The following is a 16,441-nucleotide window of genomic DNA, read 5'->3' as shown; positions in this document are numbered from 1 at the left end:
CCCGGCAAAGCGAGCGGTCACTAAGCTCGCTTTGCAGAGTGGAAACTGCTGGCGTGGATTTGTTGGTGAGCGATCACTATCTGTTGGGATTAACGTTTCGTTCAAAACGCCGAACGATATGCCGGTATGAGTCCGGCGCTGTGTAGCCGGCCTCCGTCACCAATTTGGCAGCGCGTTTCATCGCTTCAATCGTGGGTTCGATTGCGCGGAAGGCGTTGTCGTCATAGTGAAGATCTAGCTCCGAGGCGAGTTCGCGCAAAAGTTCGTTCAGCGCGCTCGCTGTCGTGGGGTCGATGGTCATTTTGGAATTCCTTTGAGCGGCAACCGGCAATGCCGAAGCTGCCAACAAGTGATTTGTGGGTATCTTTTGGTTGCATTAGTACTGTGAACGATACATAAGGCGCGAATATAGTGCGTTCAATGAGTCTTACTAACTTTATTTTGGGGTTGCCATGCCGACGACCGACTGGGAAAAGCTGATCAGCAATCTGTTGAAGGGAGAGCTAAAGCTGAAAGGCGTGACCTACGCCGAGCTTGCGGACAAATTGGCCGCGATTGGGGTCGAAGAGAAAGAAGCCAATATCCGCAACAAATTGGCGCGGGGTCGTTTTAGCGCAGTCTTTCTTGCGCAATGCCTGAAGGCCGTTGGTTCAGAACGCCTGCGGCTCGACTAGTGGCGGGCGTTCCGTCTCCGCGATAGGCCTTGCGCGAACCCGACCGCGAAGACGCTTCCTAGTGGCGTGAACACCTGGCGCCTAGCGTCGCCACAGAAGGCGGCTCCGTGTGGTTCCTGTCGTGGCCAAAAGCGACCATCCGCCGCCAGTCTCGAATGACAGTAGTCGGCCGTATCCTGACGGTCTGCTTTTCCGAAGCTCTCGGCGGTAAGCTGCCGTTCTAGCTTCGCGTCATAAGCCAATTTTGCCTCATTAACTCACGACGCGACAGCAGTCGTTCCGAACGATCAGCCGCTTTTTGGAAGCTGCCGTCCGCGATGGTCCGCTAGCTGCAGGCGCCGGTACCATCAGTACCATTCTTGAACGGCGACCGGGAGGACAAAAGCCAGTGTCCGTCGTCAGATCATTTGGCTCAGATTGGATCGCAGATTAGCGGAGTGTCGGCCTCATCTTGGGGTTGATGTTAAGCGGCGATCTTGCGGTGCTGCAAGCGCCGATGTTGGATGGTTTGGCGTTTGATCCTTTCTCGCTGTTTGATAATGGCTGCGGCCCTGCCGAAGTAGGCGTCGGCTGGCGTTACGTTGGCCAGGCTCTCGTGGTAGCGTCGATGGTTGTAATGTTCGACGAAGGCTGCGATCTGGGCCTCAAGGTCGCCGGGCAGAAAGTAGTTCTCCAAGAGGATTCGGTTTTTGAGGGTCTGGTGCCAGCGCTCGATCTTGCCTTGGGTCTGGGGATGCATTGGAGCGCCCCGGACATGGCTCATGCGTTGGTCCTGGATATAGTCCGCCAGTTCGCCGGCGATGTAGCTGGGGCCATTATCGCTGAGCAGCCGAGGCTTGTGGTGCACATGGGCCTGGTCGCACCCTGAGGCAGTAAGTGCCATGTCCAGCGTGTCGGTGACGTCCTCGGCCCGCATGGTGCTGCACAGTTTCCAGGCGATGATGTAGCGGGAGTAATCGTCGAGCACGGTCGACAGGTACATCCAGCCCCAGCCGATGATCTTGAAGTAGGTGAAGTCCGTCTGCCACATCTCGTTGGGTCGCGTCGTCTTGGTGTGGAACTCGTTCGCCGCCTTGATCACCACATAGGCCGGGCTGGTGATCAGATCGTAGGCCTTGAGGAGCCGGTAAACGCTGGCTTCTGACACGAAGTAGCGCGTCTCGTCGGTGAACCGTACTGCCAGTTCGCGCGGGGAGAGCTCGGACTGCTCCAGCGCCAGTTCGATGATCTGGTCATGGATGGCAGGCGGGATGCGGTTCCACACCCGGCTCGGCGCCGAGGGCCGATCCTGCAGCGCCTCAGGCCCGCCCTCGACATAACGGTCATACCAGCGATAGAAGGTCCGGCGCGGGATGCCCAGTCGGTCCAGCGTTTTGCGGGTTGGCAGGTGTGACTGCTCGACGATCCTGATGATCTCGAGCTTTTCGGATGCGGGATATCTCATTCTTGCTCGTCCCCATCCGCGATCATGCTTTTTTTGAGCAGACGGTTTTCCAGTGTCAGATCAGCGACGCATTCCTTCAGCGCGCCGGCCTCCCGGCGCAAATCCTTGACCTCGTCGCTGGTGGCAGCACGAGCGGTATCACCCGCCAATCGGCGCTTGCCGGCCTCCATGAACTCCTTGGACCAGGTGTAATACAGGCTCTGCGCGATCCCTTCCTTGCGGCACAGCTCGGCGATGCTGTCTTCGCCGCGCAGCCCGTCCAGCACGATCCGGATCTTGTCTTCCGCTGAAAAATGCCGCCGGGTCGCCCGGCGAATGTCCTTTACCACCTGCTCGGCAGGCTTCTTGGCACTTGAGGATTTAGGGCTCATCTTGGTTCCTTCGTCGTGACGACGAGATCAAAACCCTCCTTAATTCACAACCTCAAATCTGGGACACAGGTGCTGACGGGGAACAAAAAGCCAGTACGACAAGCCGCCGGATACCGCTGTTTCGAATATTGTCGATCGGAGAGAGATTTTGGAGCTCTGGACTCGCGACGTTTTCCAACTTCAACTATTGTCGAGACGAAGCGCGAGCGGGCAGTATTGGGAGGTTGCAGGGTGGTCTTCGATTTTGGAGGGCTGGAAAAGCCGAAGGTGGGAGCGAGATCAACTAACCCTCGCGAAATTTTCAGGAACAGACCGTCTGGCAAGGCCAAGGTAAAAGAACTTTGGCAAGGGCAGGCCCAGGCTCTTGATGAATGGTTCAAGGATCCAAAATTAGACACGCTGATATCGATGTATACTGGCGCTGGAAAGACGCTGGTCGGCGTCCTGATTGCACAGAGCTTTCTTCAGCAGGGATACAGGAATGTCGTCTACGTTTGCCCGACAATTGATCTGATACGTCAGACCGTTAAAGAAGCCAACGGCATTGGGATATTTCCGACGACATACCATCAGCGAGAGTTTTCAGATGAGAACTTTGCGCAATCCAAGTCGTTCTGTATCACAACGTACCAAGCACTATTCAATACACGCAACAAATTCCGTGGCGAACGTACGCCGGGTGCGATAATATTTGACGATGCACACGTTGGGGAGCGCCTTGTCCGTGATGCCTTCACGATAACGGTTCGCAAAGCGAAAAATGCGCAGTTCTACGATCAGCTAGCCCGTGTCATTCGAGATTGTTTTCAAGACATAGGCCAAAAATACAATTTTGAGCAAATTGTATCGGATACGTCTTCCGGCTCAGTGGCATTGTGTCCTCCAAATGGAGTTCTAAATAGAAGCGATGAGATCGAGTCTATCGTTACGGCATTCTCTGATAGTGACATTGGGTTTACGCTTCCGTACGATTATTTGCGGGGTCATATTCAGTATTGTTCTATAACGATAAGCAAGTTTGTTATTGAAATAACGCCGCCGTTCCTCCCAGCTCTCCAAGTTGGAGCTCTTGAGGATAGATCTGTCCCGAAAGTGTTTCTTTCTGCGACAGTGCAGTCGAAAGGCGACATAATTCGCGCCTTCGGCCGTTCTCCACGAGTCATCGAACCAGATGTTGATGCCGGGTTGGGCGAGCGACTCATGTTGTTCGGCTCCGCGCTGAACGGGTTCTGTGACAACGTGAATGGGATTGCTTCTGTCAGCGCGCAGGCAAAGGTCTTGATCGCAGTTCCCAGCGAGCGGGAAGCAGACAAATGGGAAAATGTGGCAGAGGCGCCGAGTACCGCTAACGATTTTACGGCAAAGCTCGACGCCTTTCGTTCGGCTGAGTCAGGCAGTTTCCTGTTGATGGGCCGCTATGACGGGATTGACCTTCCGGACGATGACTGCCGCGTCATGGTGGTAGATGGAGTGCCCGTGGGATCGGCCCAGCTTGAGCGCTATCTGTTCGAGCGCATTCGGCTTGACCAGACCTTTTTCCCCCGCGTTGCAAACAGGTTCACGCAGCTGTTCGGTCGGATTAATCGAGGCAAAAACGACTATGGAATTTACTTCATTTATTCGAAAGATGCAGAGAACTGGCTTCGTAACGTAGCAAACCAAGCATTCTTTCCAAAAATACTTCAGGAGCAAATCAGACTTTCCGAGGAGTTTTGCGATCAACTTAAGGGAATAACTCCGGAAATTGTTCAGTCAATCGTTAATCAGATCATCAAGAGAGACCCGCAATGGCTTGGCTACTATCAGGCGCAGATTGGAAAGAACCCAATCGAAGAAAAGCGCATCACCGATCGGGCGGCTTACACTAAGTTGGACGATGAACTCGCAAAATGTGAGGCGAACTTCATGCTGAAGCTCTGGCAAGGGGAGCCAGCAGGCGCGATAAACGAGCTTTCCGGCAAGATCGAGGAGGTTCGGATGGCGAACCCGCGCTTGGCTGGGTGGTATGCGCTTTGGCTCGGTGTGGCTAACGGCGTGCGTCACGAGCAAGAGGCGATGTTCGATTGGTTCGACGAAGCACGGAACAGATTGGGAGGTAAGCTTCCATTGCCTCGGAGGACCGCAGCCGACGTCGGTCTTCTCGAAAACACCCGCACGGTAGTTGAAGAGGGGCTCCGCGCCTTTTGTGTCGGCAGCATCCCAGAGCTCAACAGGCGGATGACCAAGATGATCGATCTTGTCCAACCAGCGTTTTCCGAGACGGATCACCGCAAGGCGGAGGAAGCAGTTCGTGTCATCGGCGCTGCGCTCGGCTTCGAGTCGTCGCGACCATGCACCGACGTAAATGATGGACCGGATAACCTTTGGCTCGATCATCATTCAAAGACGGCGATCCCCATCGAGCTGAAGACCGACAAGGCGACTACATCGTGGCTGAATTCCGAGGAGGTCGGACAGGTATTTCAGCATCTACAGTGGACGATAGACAACTTCCCAGACTACCAGGTTCCCGGAATTCTGGTGTACTCGGAAAGTTCAATGGTCACTGATAGCAGCAATCCGTCCGCGAGGATGTTTTTCTCCAACAGGGTGGCCATGCAGAAGGTCTACAGGGATTTTTTAGCTGTCGTCCAGGGAATGGGCAACCTTTCTCCCCTTGAACGCTACGCTCGTGCTTCCTCGATGGGAGAGCAACAGGAGTGGTCTGCGGAGGGGCTGTTCGCGAGACTTGCGGTCAAACCGCTGAAGGCCTGAGCTTCAGCCGTCGAGATGTCAACCCTGGATTGACGGCCAGCCGCAGGAGGCGAAAATGAGCACTACACCGTATAATGACCGCACCGATCTGCAGAAAATCCAATCTCAATGGAACAAGATCGGTGGCTTGCTGGGCAGGGGAAGGGACTGGTCTGCTGCCATCGTTCGCGCCGCTACGGCTGCCGAGATTGCCGCCAATATCGCAGTCCGCCAGCGCTTCGCAGGCACCGGGTTCAGCAACGATTTCGTCGACAGCCTACTGAAGTGGGCCAACGGCATCGATGGCAAGTTCACCCGGCTGATTATTCCGGCTGAGGCAGACAATGCGCGCAAGACACAACTCGCTTCGCTCAAAAAGCAGGCGGAGCTGATTAACCAGAAACGGAACGACATCGTCCACCGGGGCGCGTTCGCCGATGAGCCCGATGCTCTAAAGTTGATCGAGGAGGCGAGGCAAGTCGTGCACGGCCTTATACAGCACTATCACCCAGGCTTTACCTTGCACGACAAACCCACGAAGAAGGCGGCAGCGGCTGCCGCTATCGAATGAGGTCAGATGGTGCTTCGCCACATCCGTTCAACGAACGATTGCTCTTCCGACCTGTCTAGACGGCGGTCGTTTCCCTGCAGCTATGTCCCATCCATGGCTGCAATAGAGTTCCGGCACTTCGCTGCGGATGGCGTGAACCCCCAAACTCGCGACATACCCCTTCAGCATCGCGTCGAACCGGTCCGATCTCCGCTCGATCCATGACACCCTTGATGAGTGTGCGCTCATGCTAGGTGTCCGCTTTTGTCTGAATGAAAGCTTCGCGCGAACGTCCGACATTGGGCGCAAAGCTGCCGTTCGCGGTGTGGACGACGTGCGTCGACTTCGGGTCGAACGCTGCCATCCGGTTGGGACCGGGCGCCAGTTGCTTCACTAACCAGAAGCGGCAACGGGGTTAATGAACTTTGGAAGTTGAATTTTCTCAACAGCCTTCGCGACGGTTTCGATACTGAAGTGGCGATACCCACCGGCCGCGGACTTGGTGGCATGGCCCTGGATATGATCTGCCAGACTATCCTGTACGTCGGCATCAACAGCCTGAGATTTCCACCAGTGACGAAGGGCATGGTTTGGTGCCTTGCGCAGATCAACAAAGCCTTGCTCGCGTATCCAAGATGCGAGGTGATTTGTAACGCCCTTCGAGGCGTGGGTCTTTGTCGGCTTGCCAGAAGACCGCCGATAAAAGAGAGGGCCATCGCCCTGCTGCTTGACAAAATCTAGGAAGCCAGCAGCGACTACGGCGGAATGAATTGGAACCGTGCGTTCCGACCCCTCGTTCTTTAGTGAACCTCCGTCAGGAGCAGGCATTATGCGCATCACGTCGAAACCGTCTTCGCGGACTATCGAACTCCCCCAAAGTTGAGCGATTTCGCCGATCCTAGCGCCGCTGGTCGCTGCAAGCCAAACCAGCCAGCGTCTCCGAGGTGTCCCTTTGCGTTCCGCCATCGACAGAAGCCGACCAACTTCTTCCGTCGAATAAGGCAACATTCTAGTGCCGGCCCTGTTCACGGTCGCCGCGCGAATGCCAATTGCTGGGTTCTCGGAGAGCAGCTTATTTGCGATGGCGAAGACATATAGGACGTTGAGAGCTGCCAAGTACGACCCGTTGATGGTTTTGGCCGACAAGCCAGCCGCGACCAACCCATCTTTCCATGACACTACGTCAGTCGCCTTTATGCGGCGGGCATCCTCATGGCCGACGTGGCTTTGCAAGGATTTGATTGCTGTGCGCCAGGTCGTCTGTGTGCTGGTCGCCGGAGAGCGCTCTTTCGTGCGCGGCGACAAACAAGGTGAGACTCAGCGTCAATCAGGATGAGACTCGGCGGCGGGGGTGTGACGAAGGGAGGGCGTAGCCCGACCGGAGTTACACCCCCGCCGCCGCGCAATTTTTCAGCGTCTTATGATCGCGGTCGGCCCGGTAGCTTGGTGGTTTTCTGGAATGGAGAACCATCTTTGTGCCGGGTCGCCATGTAACCGATCATCAGACGAGGCTTTTTATGAAGTACCGACAAAACAATTCTATCGAGGTCGCCGCCGCCAAGGCGTCGATCAGCAGGGCGACGGCCTATCGCATCAAGACGGACGCGCACCTGCCATCGCAAAAGCAAAAGGCTCGTGGCCGGCGGAGGCCTGACCCTCTCGAGCATATCTTCGATGCCGAGGTCGTTCCCCTTTTGAAGGCGGCGCCAGGCATCCGTGTTGTCGCCATCTATGAGGAGATGCTGCGGCGGCACCCGGAACTGAGCGCGGGCATTCGCCGAACGCTGGAGCGGCGCATCCGGTCATGGCGTGCCATCCACGGCGAAGAGCAGGAGGTTATCTTCCGCCAGCTTCACGAACCCGGCCGACTCGGGCTATCGGATTTTACCGACATGGGCAGCCTTGACGTGTCGATCGCCGGCCAGTCTCTTGATCATCTACTCTACCACTTCCGGCTCGCCTGGTCCGGCTTTGAACACACCCATGTCATTCTCGGCGGCGAGAGCTTCGTGGCCCTGGCCGAAGGACTGCAGAACGCGCTGTGGTCGCTTGGGGGAGCGCCGCTCTATCATCGCAGCGACAGCCTGTCGGCGGCTTTCCGCAACCTCAGCGCCGATGCGAAGGAGGATCTCACGCATCGCTACGAAGAGCTTTGCGCGCACTACCGCATGACGCCGACCCGCAACAACAAGGGCATCGCGCACGAGAACGGTTCGATCGAAAGCAGCCATGGCCATCTCAAGGATGCCATCCGTGACGCCCTTCTGATGCGCGGCAGCAGAAATTTCGACGATCTCGGCGCGTATCGAGCCTTCATCGACGAGATCGTCAGCCGGCACAACGCCAATCATGGCAAGCGCATCGATGCCGAACGCCCTCAACTGCAGGAACTTCCAGACCAGCGGACCAGCGACTTCGAGGAGGTGGTCGTCACCGTGTCGCGGACCGGCGGCTTCACCTTGCGCAAGGTCTTCTACACCGTTCCCTCCCGCCTGATCGGACATCGGCTTCGCATCCGCCTGTTCGATGATCGCCTCGAGGTCTTTATGGGAGGAACAAAGCTGATGACGCTGCCCAGGGGCCGAGGCCATGCCGACGGGAGGCACGATCAGGTCGTCAACTATCGGCACGTCATCCATTCCCTGCGCAAAAAGCCGATGGCGCTTCTTAATCTCGTCTATCGTGACAAGCTCTTCCCGCGGCAGGAATACCGCAGGGCCTTCGACGAGCTCATTGAGCGGCTGCCGGACAGGCAGGCGTGCAAGATCATGGTCGATCTGCTGGCGCTGGCCCACGATCGAGGCTGCGAGCGTGAGCTTGCCGAGCAACTCACCGAGACCCTCGACGCCGGCGACCTGCCCGATATTGCCGTCTTGCGAACCCTCCTCGGCCCGGACCCCGCACGGCTGCCGACCGTCTTGGTGCAACTCGCTTCCCTTAACGGCTATGAAGCCCTGATCGGGGCAACCCATGTGGGAGACGTCGCATGAGCAACGCCCACACCATCGACGAAGCCCGCCTCGGCATCATGCTCAACGAACTCCGGCTACCGACGATCAAGACGCTCTGGGCGCAATTTGCCGAGCAGGCCGATAGAGAGGGGTGGCCCGCCGCCCGGTTCCTCTCGGCCATCGCCGAGCATGAGCTGGCCGAACGGGCACATCGCAGGATCGAACGGCATCTGACCGAAGCGCATCTGCCGCCCGGAAAGACGCTCGACAGCTTCGCCTTCGACGCCGTACCCATGGTCTCCAAGGCCCAGGTCATGGCCATGACCGCCGGTGACAGCTGGCTCGCCAAGGGCGCCAATATCCTGTTGTTCGGCCCACCCGGTGGCGGAAAGTCGCATCTTGCGGCAGCGATCGGACTCGCCCTCATTGAGAACGGCTGGCGCGTGCAGTTCGCCCGAACCACCGATCTCGTGCAGAAGCTCCAGATCGCGCGGCGAGAGCTGCAGCTCGAAGCCGCCATCGCCAAGCTCGACAAGTTCGATCTGCTCATCCTCGACGATCTGGCCTACGTCACCAAGGACCAGGCCGAAACGAGCGTGCTCTTCGAACTCATCTGCGCAAGATATGAGCGGCGTTCCATCATGATCACCGCCAATCAGCCCTTCGGAGAATGGAACAGAATCTTTCCGGACCCCGCCATGACCCTCGCCGCAGTGGACCGACTTGTTCACCACGCAACGATCTTCGAGATGAACGTCGAAAGCTACCGGCGCAGATCCGCCATGGAAGCCAAACGCCAGCGCGGCAGGCCAGCCTCTTACGCGACAATCAAGAACAAACACGAACTTGTCGCGGAGCGGCAATCAGAAATAGATGAAGGCCTTGCCAGCGACAATCAGCATGATAATTTGCACGTGACCGCGACCTGAGAATCTCATCCAGATCGCCGCTCACGTCTCATCCAGATCGTCGCGCTATACTTTCGACCATTTATCAAATAAGGCTTGGAGCGACACCAAGCTAGAGCAAAATCCGAGCGGATAGAATCGATAGGGGTTTCGTTGGGATTGGAAATCTGATTCAGCATATCTGCTGGATTCGGAGGCCGGCATGGCATGGCGAAATCCTTATCGGAAGATTTGCGGGCTCGGGTGGTCGCAGCGGTTGATGGCGGCCTGTCGCGACGGGCGGCAGCGGCGCGATTTGGCGTGGCGGCGGCAAGCTCGGTGCGTTGGGTCCGGGAATGGCGCGAGACCGGAGCCACCTGCGCAAAGCCGCAGGGCGGCGACAGGCGGTCCCACCGCGTTGAAGCGTATCGCGACATCATCCTGGCGGCGATCGAGAGGCGGGTGGACATCACGCTGGTCGAACTCGCCGAGTTGCTGCGACAGGAGCATGGCGCGTCGTTTGCGACGAGCACGATCTGGCGGTTTCTCGATCGTCACTCCATGACCTTCAAAAAAAACGGCGCACGCCAGCGAGCAGGAGCGGCCAGACGTGGCGGCGCGACGAAACGCCTGGTTCGACGCCCAGCCCGATCTTGATCCCGAGCATCTGGTCTTCATCGACGAGACCGGAGCCTCGACAAAGATGGCTCGACTGCGGGGGCGCACGAAGCGCGGGATGCGGTGCCGATCGCCAATCCCGCATGGCCATTGGAAGACGACGACGTTCACCGGCGCCCTGCGCCTCACTGGCATGACCGCGCCAATGGTCCTGGACGGCCCGATGACTGGCGAATGGTTTGTCGCCTATGTCGAGCAGGTTCTCGTGCCGACGCTGCGGCCCGACGATGTCGTGATCCTCGACAACCTGCCGGCGCACAAAAGCGCAGCCGCCCGTGTGGCGATCGAAGCAACCGGCGCAAGGATGATGTTCCTCCCGCCCTATTCCCCCGACTTCAACCCGATCGAGAACGCCTTTTCCAAGCTGAAATCGATTCTACGCAAAGCCGCCGCACGAACCGTCGCGGAATTGTGGGATACCATCAGCGCCGCACTGCCTTGCTTCACACCAACCGAGTGCGCCAACTACTTCGCCGCAACAGGATATGAGCCGGAATGATCAGATTCTGCTCTAGATTGAACGATGGCCGGGAAACGGTCAGCCTTCGGATCGGGTGAGTAGTCGCCGTCGGCATTTCGCTTGAGCGCGTAAGCAGCGTCGGTTACGGCCTGATCCACGGCCATCAGCAGCTTGTATCGGCTTGCTGTGTCGATCAAAATGGCATGAAGACCCAACACCCACGATACCAGACCGCCAAAGCGCCTTTCGAGTGCGATTGAATTCGTCGACGGGGGCAGCGAGTCGACGCCTTTCGTGAGATCTTGCCCAAAAACGGAGGTAGCCACGTCGTTCTCTTGCGGAAATGAAAAGCCAATCGGGGGGAGGTTCTCCAATCGTCCTTCACGCGCTGCTCGATTGAGAGCTTTGAACGAGGCCCAATCTTGAGGTGTTCCTGGGTTTTCCTGAAAGCTCTCGACAAACAGCCGATAGATTTCTCCTGACAATGCTACGATTTGCCGTTGGGAAAGAGTGACCTGACCGGCGCGAATTGCCTGATAAGCTCGCTCCAACTGGGCCACGGCTATGCTGGTTCGCACCTTCGCAGCCAGCTTGCTGCTTGTCCCAAGCGAAAAGCTGACAACATCGCCCAGCTTCGGTTGGATGAACAGTTGTGGGTCGATGTTATTTTTTGGAAAATGCAATACGACGCGCTCGTTCTGGGCGACCCTCAAAATATCCGCCGGAACTCGCCTGCGGAACTGAAGGAGAGTCGAATTGAGTCGTCTTGTGGGGGACGTCATTTGAATGACCATGTACATCACCTTTGTGTAGCAGTCGATGACCCGGAAACCTAGGGTTTCCGGGAAATCAAGAGCTTACAAAGGGATTGGTGCCCAGAAGAGGACTCGAACCTCCACTCCTTGCGGAACACGGACCTGAACCGTGCGCGTCTACCAATTCCGCCATCTGGGCTGGTGCGGGCTCATGTAAGCGGGCAAACGATGTGTGTCAACGCGCTTTTTGAAGCATGTCGCCCAAAAGTGCGGAGCGGTTTTGGGATAACGACATCCGCAAAATCAAAGATTTAAAGCACGCCGCGCAAATCCGGCATTTATGCGCGCTTTAAGCGTTGCTCGCTTGCCGGCTCAGCTGTCCAGCACTTCCTTCGAGGCCACGGTCGAATCGGCGTTCAGCGTGTAGATGACGGGCACGCCGGTGCCGAGTTCCAGCTTGACGATCTCTTCGCCGGACTTGCCGTCCAGCGCCATGATCAGCGCGCGCAGCGAGTTGCCGTGGGCCGCCACAAGCACCGTGCCGCCGCGCAGCACATGTGGCTGCAGATCGTGCAGATAATAGGGCCAGACGCGTGCGCCGGTGTCCTTCAGGCTTTCGCCGCCAGGCGGCGGCACGTCATAGGAACGGCGCCAGACATGCACCTGCTCCTCGCCCCATTTCTGGCGGGCGTCATCCTTGTTGAGGCCGGAGAGATCGCCATAGTCACGCTCGTTCAGCGCCTGGTCGCGGATGGTTTTCAGATCGCTCTGGCCCACCGCGTCGAGAATGTGCTGGCAGGTCTTCTGCGCCCGCGAGAGCACCGAGGTGAAGGCGATGTCGAATTTCAGGCCACGTGCCTTGAGCTTCTGCCCGGCGGCCTTGGCTTCGGCGTGGCCCTGCTCGGTCAGGTCGACATCGCGCCAGCCAGTGAACAGGTTCTTCAGGTTCCATTCGCTCTGGCCATGGCGCACGAGCACGAGAGTTCTCGACATGTTTGCTCCTTCGAGAGCAATTCCAGGAAAAGTGTGAAACGGTTTTCGTCCGGAATTGCGTTAAAACAAGGTGTTTTTGGTCCGCTCAGCCGAGGCCGAGCACGTCCCGCATGGAATACAGTCCCGGCTTCCGACTGCGCGCCCAGAGCGCAGCCTTGACGGCGCCGCGTGCGAAGATGGCGCGGTCTTCGGCATGGTGGGCAAGCGTGATGCGCTCGCCGGTGCCGGCCAGCACCACCGAATGATCGCCGACCACCGACCCGCCGCGCAGCGCGGCAAAGCCTATCGAGCCGGTCTTGCGCACGCCGGTGTGGCCGTCGCGCGACCGCACGCTGTTGCCATCGAGATCAATGCCGCGCCCGGCCGCGGCTGCTTCGCCGAGCAGCAGCGCCGTGCCCGAGGGCGCGTCGACCTTGTGGCGATGGTGCATTTCCAGAATCTCGATGTCAAAATCATCCGCATCGAGCGCACGCGCGGCCTGCTCCACCAGCACCGCCAGCAGATTGACGCCGAGGCTCATATTGCCCGATTTGACGATGGTCGCGTGGCGCGCCGCCGCCGCGATTCTGGAATTGTCGTCCGCCGAGCAGCCGGTTGTGCCGATGACATGGGCGATGCGCGCCTGTGCCGCGTAGCCGGCGAATTCGACGGTCGAGGCCGGTGTCGTGAAGTCGAGCACGCCATCGGCCTTGGCGAAGGCTGGCAGCGGATCGTCTGATATCGGCACGTTGATGATGCCGATGCCCGCCAGCTCGCCGGCATCCTTGCCAAGATGCGGTGAGTCGGCCCGCTCGATGGCCGCGGCAACGCGCGCGCCGGGGATGGTGTGAATGGCCCGTATCAGCGCCTGTCCCATGCGGCCGGCAGCACCCACGACCACCAGGCCCATGTCGCTACCGGGTGTGTCGCTACCATGTGTGCCGCTCATGTGTTTCCCCCGACGGTTTTCCTGGCCCGTATGTCCGGCGCCGAAGTCTGGATCGCCTGGGTGTCATCGACAAGCCCCAGCCCCTTGTTGCCCTGTATCCGGTGGAAACGGGCATAGACGCTGTGCGGATCAGCCATCAGCGAGGCATGGGTGCCTTCTTCGACCAGCCGGCCCTGTTCCATGACGATAATGTGGTCGGCGTTGACCACCGTCGACAGCCGGTGCGCGATGACGATGGTGGTGCGCCCCTCCATGACCTCCGTGAGCGCCTGCTGGACACGGGCCTCGGCCTCGTTGTCGAGCGCCGATGTCGCTTCGTCGAGCAGAAGGATCGGCGCCTGCCGCACGATGGCGCGGGCGATCGAAACACGCTGGCGCTGGCCACCCGAGAGCGTCACACCGTTCTCGCCAACCGGCGTGTCATAGCCTTGCGGCTGTTGGCGAATGAACTCGTCAGCCGCAGCCAGCTTCGCGGCCTGCTCGATCTCGCTGTCGGTCGCCGAAGGCCTGCCGTAGCGGATGTTGTCACGGATGGTACCCTCGAACAGGTACGGCGCCTGCGACACATAGGCGATTGAGCCGCGCAACGAATGTTTGGTGACCTTGGAAATGTCCTGGCCGTCGATCTCGATCGTGCCGGCCTCGACGTCGTAGAAGCGCTGCAGCAGCGCCACCAGCGTCGTCTTGCCGGCGCCGGATGCGCCGACGATGGCGGTCATCTTGCCGGCGGCGGCGACGAAACTCAGATCCTGCAGGACCGGCATGTCCTCGACATAGCGGAAAGACACGTTGTTGAACCGCACTTCGCCGGTGGTGAAGTGCGCCTCGGTGGCACCTGGCGCGTCACCCTGCTTCGGCTCGAGATCGAGAAGCTCGTAGATCATGCGGGCATTGACCAGCGCCCGCTCCATGCCGACCTGCATGCGCGCCAGGCGTCTCGCCGGGTCATAGGCCATGATCAGCGCGGTGATGAACGAGAAGACCGCACCCGGTGGCTGCCCGAGAACCAGGGCACGGTAGCCGGAATAGGCGATGACGGAGGTAACGGCGAAACCGGCCAGTATATCGGAAATCGGCCCCAGCCTCTCCGAGACGCGCGCTATCTTGTTGTTCCGCTGCTCCGCCGTCTCGGCCATGGCGCCGATTTGACGCGCGAGCGCCTCCTCCATGGTGAAGGCCTTGACGATGGCGATGCCTTGAGTGGCTTCCTGGATAGCTCCGGTCAGTCGGGAATTGATCAGCACGGATTCGCGGTTGATGCGACGCAGTCGGCGGGTGATGTACACCACGGCCCAGATCAGCGGCGGTCCGATCAGCAGCGAGCTGAGCGACAACACCGGGTCCTGGTAGATCATGACGCCGAGAAGGCCGACCAGCGTTACCGCATCGCGGGTGATCGATGTCAGGGTCAATGACAACAGGTCGCGAATGCCGCCGACGTTCTCGTTGACCTGCGCCGCCAACCGGCCCGAACGGGTGTCGTTGAAGAAGCCGACCCCGAGCTTCATCAGATGATCGAAGATGCGCTTCTGGTAGCGCGCCACCAGATTGTTGCCGATCTTGGCAAGCGCCACGGCCTGGCCGTAACCGGCGAAGCCGCGCAGCGTGAAAGCTCCCATGAAGCCGGCGCATATCCACACGATCGCGCCGCCATGCCGTTCGTAGAATATCTGGTTGACCATCGGGGCCATGATCCAGGCCGTGAAGGCGGTCGTGCCCGAAACGATCAGCAGGCAAGCGATGGCGACGACATACGACCAGCGATATTCATCACCATTTTCAGTGAGGATGCGGCGGAGCACCGCCGTGACCTCGCCGGGCCGGACTTTCTGCTTGTTTGGGGTTTGAAGAGTCAAATCAGGGCGCTTCGTCGGTTTCCGCTTCCCGCGGCCAGGTTGCAATTTGGGCTACCCTCTTAGCGCCATGGGGCCGGCTTGCCTATGCCTTGGGGTGACTAACTTCGTCGCGCCAGCGCCGCCCCGACGTCTGGACGCCGAACAAAGTAGGGTTCCTGGCATAGGCGGTGAGCCCAGAAAGGGCCGCCAGCGGATGCGTGATCACGTAGACCGGCATGGTCCGCATCAGCTCGCTGTGTGGCGCCTTGTCCTCGAAGGCAGCGCGGAAATTGCCTTCCTTCAGCGCCGGCACGATCTTCTGCGCGATGCCGCCGGTGAGGAACACGCCGCCACGGCTCATGAACACCAGCGCCAGGTCGCCGGCGGTGCGCCCGAGGCAGGTGACGAACATCGACAGTGCTTCCTCGGCGACCGGATCGGTCTTTGCCAATGCCGCGGCGGTGATTTCAGCCGGGGTGGTGAAGGGCGATGGCTTGCCGTCGGTCTTGGCGACTGCCCGGTAGGCATTGACCAGGCCGCGCCCGCACAGGATCTGCTCGCCCGAAATGCGGCCGTCGAGCTTCTCGATATGTGGAAAAACCTCGAAATCCCGGGCCGAGCGCGGGCCGATATCCATATGGCCGCCTTCGCCGGGCACAGGTATCCAGTGATTTAGCGCATAGATCAGTCCGGCGACGCCGAGCCCGGTTCCGGGGCCAAGCACCACGCGTCCGGCATTGGGCTCCGGCGTGCCGCCGCCGATCTTTTCCATATGCTCTTCGCCTAGTGCCACGACCGCCAGTGCCTGCGCCTCGAAATCATTGAGCACCACGATGTCGCTCAGGCCCAGATTGGCGAACATCTGTCTTGGCTTCACCACCCACGGGCAGTTGGTGAGCTGGATCTCGTCGCTGTCGACAGGCCCGGCCACGGCCAGCACCGCCGAATTCGGGCGGATCGACGAGCGGTCGAGCACCGCCGCCTGGATGGCTTCGTCAATGGTGTTGAAATTGGCCGTCTGGACGATGGTCGGCTCGCCCGCCTCGGAATTCGCGTCAACAACGATCGAGAAGCGCGCATTGGTGCCGCCGATATCACCGATCAGGATCGGAAACCGCAACAAAGCGTCGTTGTCACCTGTGCTTGGCATGCTCTCGTCCGTCCCCCGGCGCCCCTGACGGC

General features: G+C 59.2%; 14 protein-coding genes and 1 tRNA gene. 6 read left to right on the top strand and 9 right to left on the bottom strand.

Annotated elements, in window-relative coordinates:
• Positions 1–76: 76 nt before the first annotated feature.
• Positions 77–301 carry a hypothetical protein gene (locus tag LGH82_RS18930; protein WP_227344191.1) on the bottom strand — a complete coding sequence of 75 codons (225 nt, stop codon included), beginning with the start codon at positions 299–301 and terminating at the stop codon, positions 77–79.
• A gap of 151 nt (positions 302–452) precedes the next feature.
• On the opposite strand from LGH82_RS18930, the gene LGH82_RS18925 reads away from it, so the two are divergent.
• Positions 453–674 carry a DUF6471 domain-containing protein gene (locus LGH82_RS18925; protein WP_227344190.1) on the top strand — a complete coding sequence of 74 codons (222 nt, stop codon included), beginning with the start codon at positions 453–455 and terminating at the stop codon, positions 672–674.
• A 463-nt stretch (positions 675–1,137) separates the two neighbouring features.
• Here LGH82_RS18925 and LGH82_RS18920 read toward each other — a convergent pair.
• A protein-coding gene (locus LGH82_RS18920) for an IS3 family transposase (RefSeq protein ID WP_227344189.1) occupies positions 1,138–2,489 on the bottom strand; the annotation gives its coding sequence in 2 pieces (ribosomal slippage) (positions 1,138–2,153 and positions 2,153–2,489; 1,353 coding nt in all).
• 231 nt (positions 2,490–2,720) lie between these two features.
• Between LGH82_RS18920 and LGH82_RS18915 the strand changes: the two genes are divergently transcribed.
• A complete protein-coding gene (locus LGH82_RS18915) occupies positions 2,721–5,243 on the top strand; it encodes a DEAD/DEAH box helicase family protein (RefSeq protein ID WP_227344188.1) in 2,523 nt (840 codons plus the stop codon).
• 55 nt (positions 5,244–5,298) lie between these two features.
• A complete protein-coding gene (locus LGH82_RS18910; RefSeq protein WP_227344187.1) occupies positions 5,299–5,793 on the top strand; it encodes a hypothetical protein in 495 nt (164 codons plus the stop codon).
• Positions 5,794–6,165: 372 nt separating this feature from the next.
• On the opposite strand, the gene LGH82_RS18905 is transcribed toward LGH82_RS18910, so the two are convergent.
• Entirely contained in the window at positions 6,166–7,077 is a 912-nt protein-coding gene (locus LGH82_RS18905) for a tyrosine-type recombinase/integrase (protein WP_227344186.1), read from the bottom strand.
• 212 nt (positions 7,078–7,289) lie between these two features.
• On the opposite strand from LGH82_RS18905, the gene istA reads away from it, so the two are divergent.
• The 3 genes from istA (at position 7,290) to LGH82_RS18890 (ending at position 10,787) form a co-directional block, all read left to right on the top strand.
• Positions 7,290–8,762, top strand: coding sequence for an IS21 family transposase (gene istA / locus LGH82_RS18900; protein ID WP_227344002.1), 1,473 nt, complete (start codon positions 7,290–7,292; stop codon positions 8,760–8,762).
• Positions 8,759–9,652, top strand: coding sequence for an IS21-like element helper ATPase IstB (gene istB / locus LGH82_RS18895; protein ID WP_227344185.1), 894 nt, complete (start codon positions 8,759–8,761; stop codon positions 9,650–9,652). Before istA ends, istB begins: the two co-directional genes overlap by 4 nt.
• Positions 9,653–9,838: 186 nt before the next feature.
• A protein-coding gene (locus tag LGH82_RS18890) for an IS630 family transposase (RefSeq protein WP_227343924.1) occupies positions 9,839–10,787 on the top strand; the annotation gives its coding sequence in 2 pieces (ribosomal slippage) (positions 9,839–10,182 and positions 10,181–10,787; 951 coding nt in all).
• Here the strand turns inward: LGH82_RS18890 and LGH82_RS18885 are convergent.
• From LGH82_RS18885 to LGH82_RS18860, 6 genes are all read right to left on the bottom strand, one after another.
• Positions 10,754–11,542 carry a DUF6538 domain-containing protein gene (locus LGH82_RS18885; RefSeq protein ID WP_227344184.1) on the bottom strand — a complete coding sequence of 263 codons (789 nt, stop codon included), beginning with the start codon at positions 11,540–11,542 and terminating at the stop codon, positions 10,754–10,756. The genes LGH82_RS18890 and LGH82_RS18885 overlap by 34 nt on opposite strands.
• A gap of 75 nt (positions 11,543–11,617) precedes the next feature.
• A tRNA-Leu gene (locus LGH82_RS18880) sits at positions 11,618–11,702 on the bottom strand.
• Between the two features lie 173 nt (positions 11,703–11,875).
• Positions 11,876–12,496 carry a 2,3-bisphosphoglycerate-dependent phosphoglycerate mutase gene (locus LGH82_RS18875; protein ID WP_227344183.1) on the bottom strand — a complete coding sequence of 207 codons (621 nt, stop codon included), beginning with the start codon at positions 12,494–12,496 and terminating at the stop codon, positions 11,876–11,878.
• An 85-nt stretch (positions 12,497–12,581) separates the two neighbouring features.
• The gene (gene dapB / locus LGH82_RS18870; protein WP_227344182.1) at positions 12,582–13,424 is read right to left on the bottom strand and encodes a 4-hydroxy-tetrahydrodipicolinate reductase; all 843 of its coding nucleotides are present in this window, start codon (positions 13,422–13,424) and stop codon (positions 12,582–12,584) included.
• The gene (locus LGH82_RS18865; RefSeq protein WP_227344181.1) at positions 13,421–15,280 is read right to left on the bottom strand and encodes an ABC transporter ATP-binding protein; all 1,860 of its coding nucleotides are present in this window, start codon (positions 15,278–15,280) and stop codon (positions 13,421–13,423) included. Before LGH82_RS18865 ends, dapB begins: the two co-directional genes overlap by 4 nt.
• A gap of 82 nt (positions 15,281–15,362) precedes the next feature.
• A complete protein-coding gene (locus LGH82_RS18860; RefSeq protein WP_227344180.1) occupies positions 15,363–16,409 on the bottom strand; it encodes a glucokinase in 1,047 nt (348 codons plus the stop codon).
• Positions 16,410–16,441 lie beyond the last annotated feature (32 nt).

The organism is Mesorhizobium sp. PAMC28654, from assembly GCF_020616515.1.
Classification (GTDB): Bacteria; Pseudomonadota; Alphaproteobacteria; order Rhizobiales; family Rhizobiaceae; genus Mesorhizobium.
This window is presented reverse-complemented; position numbering and strand designations above follow the sequence as displayed.